This is a genomic window from Paenibacillus sp. E222 (assembly GCF_013401555.1).
Taxonomy (GTDB): Bacteria; Bacillota; Bacilli; order Paenibacillales; family Paenibacillaceae; genus Paenibacillus.
The window spans coordinates 965,464-983,209 of record NZ_CP058552.1 but is presented as its reverse complement, the minus strand read 5'-3'; the positions used below and the strand labels follow the sequence as shown (position 1 = coordinate 983,209).

At 47.3% G+C, this 17,746-nt stretch carries 12 protein-coding genes; 8 read left to right on the top strand and 4 right to left on the bottom strand.

What is annotated here, in order from left to right:
* Positions 1-137: 137 nt before the first annotated feature.
* The 5 genes from HW560_RS04375 to HW560_RS04355 all read left to right on the top strand — a co-directional run bounded on the left by HW560_RS04375 (position 138) and on the right by HW560_RS04355 (position 7,296).
* A complete protein-coding gene (locus HW560_RS04375) occupies positions 138-1,826 on the top strand; it encodes an extracellular solute-binding protein (RefSeq protein ID WP_256222542.1) in 1,689 nt (562 codons plus the stop codon).
* Positions 1,827-1,907: 81 nt separating this feature from the next.
* The gene (locus HW560_RS04370) at positions 1,908-2,834 is read left to right on the top strand and encodes an ABC transporter permease (protein WP_179262176.1); all 927 of its coding nucleotides are present in this window, start codon (positions 1,908-1,910) and stop codon (positions 2,832-2,834) included.
* A 36-nt stretch (positions 2,835-2,870) separates the two neighbouring features.
* The gene (locus tag HW560_RS04365; RefSeq protein ID WP_373564991.1) at positions 2,871-3,749 is read left to right on the top strand and encodes a carbohydrate ABC transporter permease; all 879 of its coding nucleotides are present in this window, start codon (positions 2,871-2,873) and stop codon (positions 3,747-3,749) included.
* Between the two features lie 49 nt (positions 3,750-3,798).
* Complete coding sequence (locus tag HW560_RS04360; protein WP_179262172.1) at positions 3,799-6,132, top strand: helix-turn-helix domain-containing protein; 2,334 nt, start codon at positions 3,799-3,801, stop codon at positions 6,130-6,132.
* A 33-nt stretch (positions 6,133-6,165) separates the two neighbouring features.
* The gene (locus HW560_RS04355) at positions 6,166-7,296 is read left to right on the top strand and encodes a glycoside hydrolase family 88 protein (protein ID WP_179262170.1); all 1,131 of its coding nucleotides are present in this window, start codon (positions 6,166-6,168) and stop codon (positions 7,294-7,296) included.
* A 121-nt stretch (positions 7,297-7,417) separates the two neighbouring features.
* On the opposite strand, the gene pdxA is transcribed toward HW560_RS04355, so the two are convergent.
* From pdxA to HW560_RS04335, 4 genes are all read right to left on the bottom strand, one after another.
* Positions 7,418-8,419, bottom strand: a complete 1,002-nt coding sequence (pdxA, locus tag HW560_RS04350; protein WP_179262168.1) for a 4-hydroxythreonine-4-phosphate dehydrogenase PdxA — start codon at positions 8,417-8,419, stop codon at positions 7,418-7,420.
* Positions 8,416-9,711: a four-carbon acid sugar kinase family protein gene (locus tag HW560_RS04345; protein WP_179262166.1), complete on the bottom strand. Its 1,296-nt coding sequence runs from the start codon at positions 9,709-9,711 to the stop codon at positions 8,416-8,418. The genes pdxA and HW560_RS04345 overlap by 4 nt, the downstream gene beginning before the upstream one ends.
* A 62-nt stretch (positions 9,712-9,773) precedes the next feature.
* Positions 9,774-10,760, bottom strand: a complete 987-nt coding sequence (locus HW560_RS04340) for a 2-keto-3-deoxygluconate permease (RefSeq protein WP_090905033.1) — start codon at positions 10,758-10,760, stop codon at positions 9,774-9,776.
* Between the two features lie 166 nt (positions 10,761-10,926).
* Complete coding sequence (locus HW560_RS04335; RefSeq protein ID WP_257031697.1) at positions 10,927-12,636, bottom strand: sigma-54-dependent transcriptional regulator; 1,710 nt, start codon at positions 12,634-12,636, stop codon at positions 10,927-10,929.
* A 250-nt stretch (positions 12,637-12,886) separates the two neighbouring features.
* On the opposite strand from HW560_RS04335, the gene HW560_RS04330 reads away from it, so the two are divergent.
* The 3 genes from HW560_RS04330 to HW560_RS04320 all read left to right on the top strand — a co-directional run bounded on the left by HW560_RS04330 (position 12,887) and on the right by HW560_RS04320 (position 17,712).
* The gene (locus tag HW560_RS04330; protein WP_090905147.1) at positions 12,887-14,710 is read left to right on the top strand and encodes a cache domain-containing sensor histidine kinase; all 1,824 of its coding nucleotides are present in this window, start codon (positions 12,887-12,889) and stop codon (positions 14,708-14,710) included.
* Positions 14,698-16,284: a response regulator gene (locus HW560_RS04325; RefSeq protein ID WP_090905035.1), complete on the top strand. Its 1,587-nt coding sequence runs from the start codon at positions 14,698-14,700 to the stop codon at positions 16,282-16,284. Before HW560_RS04330 ends, HW560_RS04325 begins: the two co-directional genes overlap by 13 nt.
* Positions 16,285-16,398: 114 nt before the next feature.
* Positions 16,399-17,712, top strand: coding sequence for an extracellular solute-binding protein (locus HW560_RS04320; RefSeq protein WP_179262164.1), 1,314 nt, complete (start codon positions 16,399-16,401; stop codon positions 17,710-17,712).
* The last annotated feature ends 34 nt before the right edge of the window (positions 17,713-17,746 follow it).

Genomic DNA, 17,746 nt, shown 5'->3' with positions numbered 1-17,746 from the left:
ACCTTATGATTTTGGAAACGGGCTTGATCGATCTCTTTCTTGTGCTCACGCTCACCGTTCAATCTGGAATTATGATCTTGATCTTTTGCATTCATGTGCAAATCCTGCGCTGCACAAGGAAATATCAAATTTTGGATATGCCGGCAAGAATGGAGGATAGCCAATATATCGGGCAAGCGGTAACTTTATGGAGAGCGATGACAGGGCTGCTTATCCACGATACACATTCAATGGGGGGACGTGAAGCGATGAAAAGGTCATGGAGAAAACGACTGGCAATTGGAATCTGCCTAATGATGAGTATTGCTATTCTTGGGGGCTGTTCAGGGGGAAATGGAAGTGCAGGTGAAGCAGGAGGAGATGGACCCACCCCCATTTCAATCTGGATGTCGATGAATACCAATGCTTCCATCACACTCAAGAGCATGAATGAAATTACGGCGATTAAGGAATGGGAGAAGAAAACCAATACCAAAATCGAATTCCAGCATCCCGCTGTGGGTGCCGAGACCGAACAGTTCAATGTCATGATTGCCTCGAATCAGCTGCCTGATGCCATGTTTGTCAATGGAGATTACGCCAAGCTATTCAATGATGGTATCATCATTCGATTGAACGAACTCATTGATGAATACGCTCCCAATTTGAAAAAGATCCTGGAAGAGAATCCTGAGGTTGCCAAACAGTTAAAAGCCGACAACGGAGACATCTATGCAATACCGCATCTGCGTCTGGGGGAATACAAAACCTTCGGCGGCACATTCATCCGTCAGGATTGGTTGGATGAGCTAAAGCTGGAGAAACCGGAAACGCTGGAGGAGTGGGAGACGGTACTCAAGGCCTTCAAAGAGAAAAAAGGCGTAGCAGCGCCGCTATTGTTTGGTGCACCACCCAAAATGACCACGATGGGACCAGCGGCACCGACATATCTGGAGGCTTATGGCATCACTAATAATACGTTTATGAAAGATGGCAAGGTAGTCTATGGACCAATTGAGCCTGAATATAAGGAATTTCTAACCATGTTCCATCGCTGGTATCAGGAGGGATTGATTGATCCCGATTTTGCTACCAATGACCAGAAAACATACGACGCCAAAATTTTGAGCAGTCAAGCGGGTGCATTTTTCACCTTCATCGGTGGAGGTGTAGGCCGCTACCTGCCCGCTCTGCAGGAAACGGATCCGAACGCCAACCTGACAGCCACACAATATCCGGTGCTGAATAAGGGCGATGAACCGATGTTTACCGGACGTTCCTGGGAGTGGAGCAGTAGCGGCGTTGTGCTCACCAATAGCAACAAACATCCGGAGGAAACGGTCAAAGCACTCGATTATTTCTTCAGTGAAGAAGGACATATGCTGAAAAATTTCGGTGTAGAGGGCCTCACCTACACGATGAAGGACGGTTACCCGACCTATACTGATGAGATTTTGAAAAATCCGGACGGCCTGTCGGTTGCTCAAGCCATGGCCAAACATTTTATTGCGAACTATCCCTTCGTTGGGGAGGATGACGACCGGTACAACGAGCAATATTATCAGCTCCAACAGCAGAAGGATGCAGCGGTTCTGTTCTCCAAATATAGCGAGAATACGCTGAAGGTAGGCCTTCCTCCGACCAGTCTGACAACAGAAGAATCTACAGAGTACAGCAAAATCATGAGTGATATTGGAACTTACCGGGACGAGATGTTCGTCAAGTTTGTCATTGGGGTTGAACCGATAGAGAACTTTGACAAGTTTGTGGATCAGATCAACAAGTTTAACGTGAAACGAGCTATTGAAATTCAGCAAGCTGCTCTGGATCGGTATAACGCCAGATAAGGAAGAGATGTCCAAGGGTAATGAAGCCTTTTTACGGCTTTGCTGCCCTGGACGCCCTCTTTGGAATGAAAAAGGAAGGGGATGAAGGAGTTGTCGCACAAGCTTTCCTTGTTATGGCTCAATTACAAAAAGAATAAAGCCATCTATTGGATGGCTCTCCCCGTCGTTTTATATTTTCTCGTCTTCAAATACCTGCCGATGTACGGAGCCATCATTGCGTTCAAAGACTACTCGGTGGGCAAAGGCATATGGGGCAGTGATTGGGTCGGATTGCAGCATTTTCGTGATTTCTTTCAGAGCTATTATTTCTGGAGAATTCTGAAGAATACTCTTTTGCTAAGCTTTTATCAGCTGTTGTTCGGTTTTCCGGCACCCATTCTTCTTGCTCTTCTGCTTAATGAGCTCAGACATGAAATATTCAAACGTACGGTGCAGACGATCTCGTACATTCCTCACTTTATTTCCATTGTTGTCATCTGCGGTATGATTGTTGATTTCTCGTCCCGGGATGGACTGTTTAACACCATCATTGGTTATTTTGGCGGTCAGAGCAGTGCGCTTCTCAGTGATCCGGCCAATTTTCGTACCATATATACCGCCTCATCGATCTGGCAGGAGCTTGGCTTCTCCAGCATCATTTATTTGGCTGCGCTTAGCGGCATTAACCCCGAGCTCTACGATGCTGCCAACGTGGACGGAGCGAGTCGGCTTCGCCAGGTGTGGCATATCACGCTTCCCGGCATCATTCCGATGATTATGATTCTCCTTATACTCCGCATTGGAGGATTGATGGAGATTGGGTTCGAGAAAATTATTCTGCTCTATAATCCGAATGTGTATGATACAGCAGATGTAATCTCGACGTTTGTCTACCGCAAAGGGATTAGTGAAAGTGCTGAATTCAGCTATACAACCGCGGTGGGTCTGTTCCAGTCGGTCATTAACTTTGCGCTGCTAATCGGTGCCAACCGTCTGTCCAAGGTGATATCCAATACGAAACTGTTCTAGCCAAGAACGAGTTGAAGGGAGGGGTTTCTTTTGCGAATGAAAAGGTCCATTGGAGAGCGGTTGTTTGGCGGTGCGAACGCGATTCTGATGACAGGGCTGATTATCGTAACCTTGTATCCGCTGCTGCATGTGCTGAATGCATCGCTTAGCGACTCAGGTCAACTCATGGCCCATAGAGGCCTGCTGCTTTTCCCCAAAGGAATTACAATGGAGAGCTACAAGCTGGTGCTAAGCAACCCCAATATTCTGTCCGGATACCGGAATACGATATTCATTGTGGTGGTGGGCACGGCGCTTAATCTGCTGTTCACCATTCTGGGGGCGTACACGTTATCCCGCAAAAGCTTTATGCTCCGAAATACGATTATGCTGGCGATTGTGTTCACGATGTTTTTTAACGGCGGAATCATACCCTCTTATCTGTTGATTAATAACACGCTCCATATGGGGAACAGCCTCTGGGCTCTGATTGTACCCGGTCTGATCAGCAGCTATAATCTGATTATTATGCGAACTTCCTTTGCGGAAATCTCGGAAAGCCTACTAGAGTCGGCACGTATAGACGGGGCGGGAGAGATGCTCATTCTGTGGCGGATCGTCGTACCATTGTCCATGCCCGTTATTGCGGTGATGATTCTCTTTTATGGCGTCGGTCACTGGAATTCATGGTTCAGTGCGATCCTGTATATTCGGGACCGGAACCTGTTTCCACTTCAACTGGTGCTGCGAGAAATTCTGATTCAGAACAGTACAGACTCGATGACCACAGGAGCGACCGCTATGGACAAAGAAGCCATCGGGGAAAGTGTAAAATATGCAACCGTTATGGTAGCCACCCTGCCTATATTGTTCATCTATCCGTTTCTGCAGAAATACTTTGTTAAAGGTGTTATGATCGGAGCAATCAAAGAATAGAGTTGCCTTATCAAGCCATACCAAATAACAAACGGTGAGGAGGAGACGCATGAAGAGAAAAAGCATCCTGTTATCCTGGGGCATTTCTTACATGGTCATTCTGCTCATACCGATTGTGATCGGTGCTGCTGTTTTTGCCGAGTCTCGCATGTTGCTTGAGGAAGAAGTTAATCGTTCCAACATGGTGCTGTTATCTCAGGTACAGGAAACCATTGATAACCAGATTGGGGATATTGGCAGCATTAGCAATCAATTAATGGCTGACTCTCAACTCATGAGCTTCATTAATCATGCGTCTGAACAGGATGCCCGCTGGAGATTCATGGGGATTGATCTGATCAAAAACCTAAAATCTACACGCGTCGGAAACGGCCTGATTAGTGAATTGTACATTTATATCAAACAACCCGATATTGCGTTGTCCTCGTCTTCACTTATTCAAAAAAATTATCTATATGACATGTTCTATCAGGGCACCAATGTAACCGAGGAAGCATGGACCCGGCTTATGCACAATTCCGGTAAGAGCATGTACCGAAAGATGGAGGTACGGAGTGAAGATCGACGGATTGAAGACACGCTGGTCTATATTCAGCCGTTTCCTATTCAGAATGGCGCTGACAGCCCTGCGACCTTCGTTGTTAACCTGGACCCCAACCGATTCCAGCAAGCCATTGATAACGTACGTTTGGAAAAAGAGAGCACCGTGTTCATTCTGGATCACGACGGTCAAACGTTATTTTCTACCGGATCACTTGAAACCCCTTACATGAATGGGGAGGACCTTAACCTTTTCGATGATGCTGGGAAAAGAACGGAAACGATCGATTGGAACGGAGAATCCGTGACCATATCGCAGATTTCTTCTAAGATCCAGGACTGGAAGTATGTATCCATCATACCTACCCGAATCTATGCCAAGAAGCTGACGGTAATCCGCGATATTACGCTTGGAGGTGTTGCCGCAGGACTTATCCTTGGCGGGGTGGCAGCCTGGTGGTTCACCAGACGGAATTACCGTCCGCTAGGACGGATCATGAACATTATCTCGGATAAGGTCAAATGGAAACTGGAGCAGCCGGACGATGAATATGGCATTTTGCAATCTGTTCTGATCCAAGCCTGGGAAGAGCAGGATCAATTTGCGAACAGGCTTAAGGATCAGCAAAGCGTAATACGGAGCAGTTTGCTCTCCAAGTTGATGAAGGGAAGGGTACAGGTGGGTGAGGAGTTCGCATCGACCCTGGAACGTTCGGGTATTCGGTTCGAGACGGATTCGTTTGCCGTATTGCTCCTGCACATTGAGGATGTTGAAGGACTGTTCCGTTCCAGAGTACGTGAGCAGGACCAGGAGGAGAAGCATCAATTTGTGCACCTGATTCTGACCAATGTGCTGGAGGAGATGATCGGCTCGATCGGTCATGTATACTCTGCCGACATTGATGGAAGAATCGCGTTCCTGATCAATATTCGGGAGTGTGAGGAGCATACCAGTCATCGGTTAATTCGTGCAGTCGAAGAAGCCCAGCGTTTCATCGGCTCCCGATTCTGCGTTTACTTCTCTGTTGGCGTTAGCCATGTTCATCAACGTATCACGGAGATATCAGATTGTTTCCGGGAATCGGAAGAAGCGCTGGAATACAGGCTGATTCTGGGGATCGGTCAAATTATTGACCCGAACCGAATTCGTCGGCCCAAGGAGGAGCTGTATTACCCTCTTGATCTGGAGAGACAGCTCATCAATTATATCGCTACAGGCAATTATGCTCGTTCCACGGAAGTGATGAATGAAATTCTCATGACTAATTTTGCCGGAGAGCCCTTGTCTGTTGAACTGGCTCGTTGTCTGATGTTTGAGTTGATTGGTACCTTTCTGAAAGCTACCGAACAAATCAAGACGGATGACCAGAACGAGATGACGCAGCGCAACGATCTGATTCGGCAATTGTTTGCATGTGAGACCTTTGAGGAGATCGAGTCCGAATTGCTGCGAATACTGGAGACGGTATGCCAGACGGTGCATGAGCGCAAGCGTTCCCGCAGTGAGGAATTGAGGGATCAACTGGTGGAATTCATTCATGAGAGTTATGGGGATGTCAATCTGGGCTTAACCCATTTATCCGAGCGCTTTCGGTTTCATCCAACCTATGTCTCCAAGTACTTCAAAGAACAGACCGGGGTCAACGTGATCGATTACATCAACCAATATCGAATTGAGCAATCCAAGAAAATTCTACAGGCAGAGGAATTGACGATCCAGGACGTATCCGAGCGGGTGGGTTTCCTGAACAGCAATTCGTTCATTCGTGTCTTCAAGAAATATGAGGGAATTACACCCGGCCAATATAAGCAAAATAGCAGACTTGTCCAGCAAGAGGGTTGAAGAATATGACTTGCCTAGAGGAGGAACTGTTCCATGTGGAAAAAAGCTATTGAAGATGCACTCCCTGTCATCCGGCGTAATATAGATCGATTTGAAGGGCGCTTTCCCCATGTTAGTAATGGGGATGAGCATTATGTGCTGAACGATAATACGGAGTGGACGGCAGGGTTCTGGTCAGGCATCCTGTGGTTATGCACGGAGTATACTCAGGACCCGAGGTTTCGTGAGGCTGCAGTGAATAGCGTCGATAACTTCCGTCGGCGAATGGAACAGAAAATCATTTTCGATCATCATGATATTGGTTTCCTCTATTCCTTGTCTTCTAAGGCACAATGGATTGTGGAGCATGACGCGCCCGCAAGGAAACTCACGCTGGAAGCCGCCGATATGCTGATGAAACGCTGGCGGGAGGATGCTGGACTGATTCAGGCGTGGGGACGGAAAGGTGATGTGAATAACGGAGGGCGAATTATTATCGATTGCCTGCTCAATCTTCCACTGCTGTTCTGGGCGTATGAGCAGACCAATAACGAGGAGTATCGCCGCGTTGCCGAGCTGCATGCGTTGAAAAGCCGCCGTTTCCTCGTTCGTGGAGACGACTCCAGTTATCATACCTTTTATTTTGACCAGGCTACCGGAGAAGCCATTCGAGGGGGTACGCATCAAGGCTACAATGATGGTTCTACCTGGACTCGCGGACAGGCATGGGGGATATATGGTTTTGCACTGTGCAGCCGCTATCTGCAAAGTGCAGAGCTGCTGGAGACAGCCAAACGTCTTGCCCGTTATTTCCTTGCTCATCTTCCGGAGGATGAAGTAGCGTACTGGGATTTTGATGCCCCGCAGATGCCTGACACGAAACGGGACAGTTCTGCATCGGCCATTGTTTGCTGTGGTCTGCTAGAAATTGCCGGACGGCTTGATGAGGCAGATCCTGAGCAGGAGGTTTTTCGGAAAGCAGCGGAATCGTCCATGAGATCCTTAATTAATCATTATTCCACGCAGGGCTCGGACACAGCCGAGGGTCTGCTAAAGCATGGTTCTTACTCCGTAAGAGGTGGAGATTCACCTGACGATTACACGATCTGGGGCGATTATTTTTATCTTGAAGCGTTGATGCGTCTTGAACGAGGTATTCCTGGCTATTGGTACGATCGTCAATAAAGTGACTATGAACAAGTTCCTTGCCGATGAATCAAAATATTTTGACCCCAAAAGGAAAAGCAGCGATTCTTCCGTGATGACAGAATCGCTGCTTTTAATCTTTATATGTGAATACGTGCTGTTAAATTTGCGTTTTTGGCGCAAGTTCAATGGCGGAACGAATGGCGGCCAGCATACTTTTATCATCGGCGATGTTTTTGCCTGCGATGTCAAAGGCTGTTCCATGGTCTACCGAAGTACGGATAATGCCGCCTTTGAGACCTACCGTAATGTTCACGCCTTCTTCAATACCCATAACTTTGATAGGGGCATGTCCCTGATCGTGATAACAAGCTACAACGATATCAAAATCGCCACGGCCAGCGCGGAAGAATAACGTGTCCGCCGGAAGTGGACCAACCACGTTAATGCCTTCCTTTTGCGCACGTTCGATGCCGGGCTGCAGTTTTTCTTCCTCTTCACCATTACCGAACAATCCGTTCTCACCTGCATGTGGGTTAATACCGCAAACAGCTACACGTGGATTTTCGAAGCCGGCTTTTTGCAACGTATCATGAGCCAGCTTAACCACAGTGTATGTTCTTTCCGGGTTGATGCTCGCAATGGCATCAATCAAGCCCATATGTGTCGTAAGGTGAATTACTCGCAGATTGGGTGTAGTCAGCATCATGGAGAAATCCTCTGTATCGGTCAAATCGGCCAAAATCTCGGTGTGACCTGGATACAAGTGCCCGCCCAGGTGCAGGGCTTCCTTGTTCAGAGGCGCCGTGCAGATGGAGTGGATTTGCTGTTTTTTGGCTAGATCAATGGCTTTCGCCAGAAACTGAAATGCTGCATCTCCCGCAACGGCAGATACTTTCCCATACTCCAGATTGGCAGGAATGAGATCCAGGTCAATAACGTCTACAGTGCCGAATTCATACTTGGCTTCGGATGGCTCAAGAATAGCATGTACCTTCAGGCTCGATCCGATGACAGGCAGGACACGCTCCAATATTTTGGCATCGCCAATGACGAGTGGATTGCAATTGTTGTAGACCTCCTGATGGCCCAATGCTTTCATAATGATCTCGGGTCCAATACCTGCTGCATCTCCCATGGTAATTCCAACGGTTGGTTTCATACGGTAACTCCTCCTTTTAATTTTTCAATGGCATGGATGAAGACGTCGGGCTTGCCGAATCCGCCCGCTTTGGTAATCACGTGCAGATCCTCAATTCCAATAAATTTCGATATCGGTACACCAATTTCAAGCTCATCGAGCAGCTCGAAACCGCTGATATTCCACTTCATACAGATTTGTTTAGCTGTATCTCCGCCCGTCATGGATACACCTTTGAAGTACCCATTCTCCAGCAGCTTGGCACAGATTTCACCTATGGCTCGTACAATTTCATTGCTGACCTCGGTGTGATTAAGTCCTCTGACTTCACCCGTAGCACGTGCTAGTTCAATATCTACCTGTTCGGCGGTTGAATAGAGAACAACGTCATTACCTTCCACGGCTTTGGCCATCACTTCCTCATACACCCGATCGATTTCTTGCTCACGATCTGCCGATCCCGATACGGCTTTGAACGAGTGGAACGGGATGGATGATACGTTGGTTTTCTGCAGCAACAGCTTGAGCTGTTCACGAGAGTTTTTGTTCACACTCCCTACAACAGTGAGGATTGGACCTGGATTTGCCGGAATGTTTAATTCCGCAGACTTGGCTCCAAAGCCGTAATGAGTGGGAAGGTAGTTCGCGATACCTGCCGAGCCTGCCCAGGCAAATGAATAATCCAGCTCACTGGTGATACTCAGAACCTGCTCCAAATGCTGCTCATCTGTCGAGTCGACGAGGATATAGGGAATGCCGTTTGCCTTCAAGGTTTCCAGTTGCGTCTTCATATGATCTGTACCCGATTCAAGATCACTCACCGTAATCTCGCCCACTTCATACTTGGTCTGGAGCTTGAGCAAATCCGGAAGATACGAAAGGGTCACAGGTGTCTTAGGATCATTCGCAATCTCGGTATCGGCCAGTGGAACCCCGTTCAGATAATGCGTGCCATTAAGAATGGTGCGGTTGTTCTTGGGATAGCCCGGGGCAATCATCATGAAATCGGGTTTGACCACATCGTACAAAGCGTCGATCTCAATCCCGATGTTTCCGCGCATGGTCGAATCCATTTTTTTGAAAATGGTACCAAATCCGTTCCTTAACAGCAATTCCGCTGCGCGGCTAACCCGCTGATACGCATCCTCCGGTGTGATGGAACGGCTATCCGTATCAAACACGACTGCATCGTAATGACGAATGTTATCTTCGTCCATGTTGAATAGTACGCTTGTCTTTAATCCATGACGGGCAAGCTGCACCCCGCTGTCATTGGCGCCGGTCAAATCATCTGCAATAATGGCTAATTTCATGCAGTCATCCCTCCTTGGAAATCAAAATTTAATATAAGTCCGGTCAGCTAAATTCATTGCATTTATGTGGACGGTCTTTGATTGTATTTCTCGACACCGCCTGATTTCTCCAGCCTTTTGGAGAGGAATCCGATGAAGATCGGCAGCAGAATGGCAGTTGTCACAACACTTGCAGCAATCTGTACCGTAGCAATCTCGGCAATCGGGGCAAAAGAAGCGTTTGCAGCTACGATGGCAGCAGGCGTACCTACAGCATTACCGGCAGTAGAACCCTCAGAAGCACCAACGATCGGGTTCCAGCCAATAGCTCTGAACAGCAGGAATCCAACGCCGCCAGTGATCAGTACAGTCAGGACACCCAACAAGATACCGCTTAATCCACCTTGAATGATCGACGAGAAGTTGATGCCCATACCGAGTGAAAAGGCGAAGAATGGAACGAGCTTGTCGCTGCCTTTGTGCAGCCATTCAGCAAGGTTGCGATCCAGGTTACCGATAACAACACCGACGATCAGTGGAAGCAGTACGGCTACAAAAGCCATCGGGGAGAACATGCCGTTGGCGAAGCCCATCGCACCGAAAATGGAAAGAGCAACCATGGTGAGGAACGGTCCGTCGCTGAGCGCGAGGAACGGATAAGCAGCCTTGTCATCTTCTTTGCCGTATTGTCCGGCCAATGCGATGTACAGTCCGCCGTTGGAATTCGTCATCGCGGCAATAATGGCAAGCGGTGCCAAACCAAGGAATAAACCATTGGAATCCGCAAAATAGATGGCGATCAAACCTAATATTGCACCAACTGCCCACTTGAACACAAGCAAGGTAACGCCTTTACCAACCGAAGAACCGGCCGTCTTAAACGTAATTTGCGTACCAGCAATCAACAGGAACAGGGCGATCAATGTGCTTGAGCTATTGACGAACAAGGCTTCGGTGAAACCTCCGATCCGCAAAGCATTCGGAAAGAATGTGTTAATGGTTGCACCGAGCAGCAGGGGAACAACCATCATACCGCCAGGAATACGATCTAATGTTGCTTTAATGTTCATAGTAGTGGCTCCTTATGAAGTAATCGTTTTTATAAAGCGCTTGCAGGGATTATGTTATCCCAAATTGTTTATTTTAGCAACACTTATTTATTGTAAATTTTAAGTAATAGTTATGAGTGTTTAATTATGCAACACATAGAAGCGTAAAAAAAGCGTAAACCTAAAGTTACTCTTTAAGTTTACGCCATAACGTGGCACGGTTAATCCCTAAGCGTTCGGCCGCCTTGGATTGATTATTGTTTTCCTCATGTAGAACGAGTTGAATAATCTCTTTTTCGATTTCCTTCAGCGTACCATTGAGCTTCATCGTATTGGATGAGGGCTGTTCACCAAGAAGATGTGATAAGGTCTCGGCTGAGATGACGTAGTCCTGCTCATTCAGTGCAGCCTGTTTGATGAGATGCCTCAGCTGGTTCGCTGTCAAATGCGGAACTTGATCTCTAATGAGCTGCAGCGCGTCCTCTTTCATCTTCACCGCAACTGTCCCATACTTCTGGTAGTAATCGCTGAGGAAATGCTGGATCAGTGGAGCAAGATCCTCCTGCCTGTCCACAAGGCTCGGCATAATGATTGTATTCAGCTCGACATCCAGCGTTCTGTTTGGATTCAATCCCTGTTCCCCCAGGATGAATACCCCGATCTGCCTCTGAAGACAGGTCTGAATGAAGGAGATCAATTCCTCATCTTTCGAGCCATTTTCCAAATGGTTAATCTCCACGTTGCGTACTTTGGAGAGTGGAATTTTGTGCAAATGGCCTGGAGGAACCTGAGCAAGATCGATTTGGAGCATCAGCCCACCGCTGGAGTACATTTGATGAATATGTTTTACCAGAAAAGACTTGCCCGAATCGGCTTCACCTAGCAGATAAATGGGTTCGTGATTCTCGTAAAGCGCCCGGATATTCTTCAATACGCCCTGCATGGCAGGGGATTCGGCAACGATCGGCTCCATGGATATATCGGTATACGCCGTTATGCCGAATTGTGCAAAAGCATAGGGCTGTCCTTTTTCAAGGGAATACACTTTATAGCTTTTGTTACTTAACGTCGTTTCATAGGCCGTTACCGTAAGCTGGTAATCATCCACGATGAACACATTTTGAACTTGGGATTGATGGAAATCCAGATTGGTATTGGTGAGGTAAATGTGATTATCGGTCAGCGGATTCTGTTCAAAATCAGTCAAATTCTCGAATACAACCTCGTTCTGGTCGTCCAAGATCATGAGATTTGGATGCTCCTTGGTAACCAGGTTATTCAGTATGATGGATATCGCATGATTTTTGCTCAAGTACCGATATACCAACTGGGCATCTTCAAGCGCTCTGAGGATGGATTCCTTGCCAGACTGGATCAGCAATCCTTCCATTCCATAGGTTTTGGCTGTATTAACGGTGATGACATCGCCAACAATCTGACGGTACCCTGACGCTTTCAGCTCCAGCAGCAGCCTGGCCACATCCTCGGAGCTGCGTATGGTATATACCTTTAATGGCAGTTCCATTAGATCGATAATTGACTGCGCCCCTGACGTAATGTTGGCAAAACCAACGATCGCCGTTTGGCCGTTGAACTGGCTTGCCAGCGTTAGCGAACGAATCATGTCATATCCGGACAACTGCACATCAATGACGGGAATGGTTACGGCTTCCTTAATTAGTTGGGCAGTACCGCCGCGGCTAATCACAATCTCCGCCCCGTTTCGTTCAGCCTGGGCCGCCAATTCGGCGCCTTTCATCAGGTCGCCCACTTCATATTGAATAGCTAACTGGGGAAATAGCGGAATACATTCTTCTATAATCGTAGTCATGGATTCGTAAGGAGCAATAATATGAACTCGTGTACGCATAATTTTCCTGCCTTTTATAAAAATCATTCATGGTTCCTGCTGGTACATCAGACCAGAGGGCTTTCCTTATTATAGCCAACTTGCAGAGGAATGGCATCCCTGGCTCCTGCCGGATTCACTAAACAAGGAGGATAGAGGTGTTTCAGAAGGGCTTGCCAGCAAAGCTGCGCTTGAGTAAGTGGTGATACGTTTATTGAGATAAAAACAAAGCTGAGGCTATAATGCATATGTGAGAACAGATCAAGGTCATATTGAACGGGGGACGACAGTGGTGATTATGAAGTGGATTGATGAATTTCAAGCTTTCATTCGCAGCAAACCTAAGAAACTGGCCTTTAAAATACCATTTGCTTATTTTCTAATCATTTTGCTCACGGTTGTATTCAGTTACTGGGTACTAACCCAAATCTCTGCGAACTCGGCCCAGAAGAAAATCAATGAGACGTCCTTGCAAACGATTACCTCCATCCAGACCAATGTGGAGCTGATTATTGACAATGTAAATAACTATTCCAAAATGATTTTCTCAGATCACAATCTGCAAAACTTGTTAAGACAAGGCGATGTCTATGCCAATTTGCAAACTCAGGCCAAGGTCAGTACATACTTGTACAATTTGATGCAAGCGGTTCCAATGATTGATTCGGTATATATTTATGACAATTCGGGACATCGCTTTTCCGTCGGGACAGAGGAACTGCCTGCATTTCTGGAAGCGAATGTTGAAGAAACATCATGGTATGAACAGGCTGTGCGCAACAAAGGAAAGTATGTGCTGATACGTAATGGAAGCGAGTCTGAATCCACCGATGCGGAAGATAAACCGTTTGTCTCCTTCATTCGGATGATTCGGGATATCGATAATACCTCCCCGCTTGGGATGCTGGTTATGAATATCAAAGGAGAATCCTTTGCGCAAGCGTACGCGAGCCTCATTAATCAGGATTCGTTTCAGATTGCCATCCTGGATGAGCACAATCAGATCATTGTCGATAACTCCACCGTCGATCCCGATAATACCTCTTTTCAGGACATCCTGGCTGCGCACCAAGAGGAGCTGGAGCAGCATTTTGAGCAGAGCGGCTCAGGGTCGCTTACGCTGGATAACGGATCACAGAAATATGCGGTCTCGTATCGATCGGATGGCAATGAGCATTGGAAGTTCATCAGTATGAATTCGTACGACACGGTCGATACCCGCAACAAATCCATTGTGTTACTGGCCCTGGTCATGCTAATCATGAACGGAACGGTGTTTTTTGTCAGCTCATTCATCATTTCGAACAGTATTATCAAGCCCATTCATAAACTTCTGCGATCCATGAACAAAGCACCGAGCGGCAACTTCAGAAAAGTGAATATGGAACTGAACAGTTATGAATTTAAACAGCTATTCAGAGGTTACAACCAAATGATTGAACAAATGGACCAGATGCTCAAACGCAAGTTGGAAGAACAGAAGACGATTCGAAGAGCTGAACTGAATACACTCCAGGCCCAGATCAAGCCGCATTTTTTGTATAACACACTGGATTCCATTACTTCGTTGGCACTGTCCGGGCGCAATCATCAGGTATGCGAGCTGCTGGAGGCGCTGGGCACGTATTATCGCATGAGTGTCAGCAAAGGCCGGGACGTGATCACCCTTGGGGAGGAAATCGAGATTGTAAGAAACTATATGACAATTCAGAAAACACGTTATCAGGATACGTTCGAGATGGAATTCCACGTGGATGAGGACTGCTTGCAGACGCCTATTCCCAAGCTTGTGCTGCAACCGCTGGCTGAAAATTCACTCTATCATGGTATTCGCCCCAAAGGATCAAAGGGCACCATCCGAATTCATGCGAGCAAAACAAAAGGCGGAGTCGAACTATCCATCTCCGATGATGGGATAGGCATGTCCGAGCATAAGATCGATCAGATTCTTCAAACGGAGCAGAACGGTGAAATCAGAAGCTTTGGCTTATGGGGGACGCTGGAACGCTTGCGAATGTTCTATGGAATAGAAGACGGCATCACGATCCACAGTGGAGCAGGACAAGGAACGACTATCTTGATCAAAATACCGAATGGAGCAGATGCGTCATGGAACAATTGAACGTGCTGATTGTAGACGATGAATATTTGATACGGAACTTGCTTCGTATGCGCATTAACTGGGAGGAGCAAGGCATGAGCATCATGGGCGAAGCCTCGAACGCGCAGGAAGCTCTGGATCTGGTGGACAAACAGCAGCCGGATATTATGTTTACGGATATTTATATGCCTAACATGGATGGGATTGAATTAAGCCGATTAATTCTGAAGAAGTACCCGGATATTAAAATCGTGGTCGTCACAGGGCATGACGAATTTGAATATGCACGCCAGAGCATCCAGATAGGCATCGTGGATTTTATATTAAAGCCTATTCGTGCTGCCGAGCTGCTTACAGTGACGGACAAGCTGAGGGCCATGATTGATGAGGAGCGAAAACGTGAACAGGAAATTCAGAGGCTCAGGGCAGATCTGGAACGTAATTTCCCTTACCTACGTGAAAAATTTATGCTGCAATGGTTGAATGGCGTACTCACCACGCAGGCAGAAATTCGAGAGAAGGCGGCCTATTTTAACATTCCGATGCTTCTGACGACCCGTGAAATCCAGATCGCAGTCATCGAAGTTTCAACTGCATCCGCCAAGGAGACGGAGGAGCAGTTGATTTTGCTCAGCATGGAGTGCAGCAACGAAATAGACTCATTTTATGAAAAAGAACCGGGTGTGGTGCATTTGATGGATACTCGAAACCGGATTGTGATCATCAGCTTCAATTCCGGTGTGGATTTTATTGAAGATGGCGAAGCGCTTATTCCCCTTCTTACCAATTCCTATCCCTGTGCCTTAAGCATAGGCATCGGACGCAAGCATGGCCATGTAGAGGAGGGCCCAGCAGCCTATCAGGAAGCCTGCCGCGCTCTGGAATACCAAGCCTTTGTCGGAAAAAATCAAGTGGTCTGTTTCGAGGATATCGTGGATAACCGGGAGCAGTCATATCGGTCGAACGCCGATCTTCTTCAGCGATTGCAATTTTATATTAGCGTTGGTTCTGCTGCGCGTGCGATTGAAGTGCTGCATCATATCTTTGATGTGTCCTTTTCGAGTGTGTCACAGTTTCGCCTTGCAGCTATGGACGTGATCACAGAATGCCAGCGAGCGGCAATGGAGCAGCAGATCGAGAGTGATCAGGTGTTGAATACCGAAGCACTGGTGTCCATTCTTACAGCCGACCATCTGCCGGAACTGATAACCCGATTGGAAGACTACGTTCAATATGTTTCCGAAACGGTATATTCCAAAAACCAGACCAAGGAAGACAACCTGATCGGTCAGGTCAAGATGTACCTGGAAGATCATATGAGCGATCCGAATATCGGCCTGGCGAATACCGCTGCGGCTTTCTTTGTCAGTCCAGGTCATTTGGGAAGGTTGATGAAGAAGGAAACGGGGAAAACCTTTGTCGAGTATCTTACGAATTTGCGTATGAAAAGGGCAGAGACCTTACTGAAACAGACCCAGTTGAAGGGGTATGAGATTGGCGAGCAGGTCGGCATCACGGACCCGCATTATTTTAGTGTTTTATTCAAAAAAAGCACAGGCAGGTCCATGAATGAGTACAGACAACGTAAATCGTGACCTGGAACATGTTTGAATTTTAAAAGCGAATGTGCGTTTTCTAAATGGAGATATTGGAAAGGACTCCCTAAAATAGTACGAGTAGAACAAAACCTGATTAGGGGAGGTCACAAGATGAAAGCGCTATTAAAAAGATCGCTAGGTATGGTGTTGGCGTTGGGTATTGCAGGCAGCCTGGTCGCCTGTTCTTCCGAGTCATCAGAGGGCAAAGGTTCAGGCGGAGATGGAAGCGTTACCTTGAAGCTGTGGGATCAGTCCGTAGGTAATACAGACCCCTCGGCGAAATTATTGCCGCAAATCATCGAGAAATGGAACAATGAACATCCCGACATCCAGATTGTACGGACAGGCACGACGGGCGAGCAGTACAAAACCAAAATCAAAACATCCATTGCAGCAGGCGAGGCGCCTGATTTGTTTTACGGTATGGGTGGGGGAAGTTTTATGGAGCCTTATATCCAGTCAGGAAACGTGCTGGAAATCACCAAGTATATTACGGATGACCTGAAAAAACGTATGGCTCCAGGCATGGCAGAGGCGATTGAAAAGGATGGGAAAATCTACACCCTTCCGGTCTACACCCATATCGCTAATCTGTATGTGAATACTGAGCTGTTCGAGCAGGCTGGAGCCAAGCTGCCGACCACGTATACGGAATTGCTTGATGCGGTAGAGAAATTGAAGGCCGCTGGAATTACCCCTGCGCTGATGGGGGAAAAGGATCGCTGGCCGGGCATGTACTGGTATGACATCATTGCGATGCGTCAGGCAGGGAATGAAGCGGTTATTGAAGCATTTAAAGATCCGGCAAAATGGAATACGCCCGACTTTGTCGCAGCGGCAACCAAAATGCAGGAGCTGGCCAAAGCAGGGGCATTTAACAGCAGCATGTTCAGCATGGGTTATGATGAAATGCTGGGTGCATTCAACGCAGGCAATGGAGCCATGATGTTCCAGGCCAACTGGGTGAATGCAGGAATCGAAGATCCGTCCTCGGCCACCAAGGGCAAGGTGAAGGTCATTCCCTTCCCTGTATTTGAAGACGGCAAAGGAAATAATACGGAAATATTCGGCGGAGCCGTGGATGGCTTTTATATTAGCAATAACACTCAGCATCCCGATGAAGCGGTTGAATTCCTCAAGTATCTGAGTGAGCAGCTCGGCACACAAGGTTATCTGGCAGGCGCGGGACTTCCGAGCTGGAACACGGACGATCTGGACACATCCGGATTATCCACGCTTGACCAATCCAGTGCGGAAATTATGAAAACAGCGACTTCATTTATTGCATGGTGGGACAACATTCTGCCCGCTGAATCCGCTGAAGCACACAAAAACCTGATTGCACAGCTTCTGGCAGGCGACGTTACTCCAGAGGAGTTCTGCGAACAGATGGCTCAGCTTAAACCAACGGAACTGAGTCTCTGATTCATGCACATACCCAAACAAGCTGTAGTCAGGG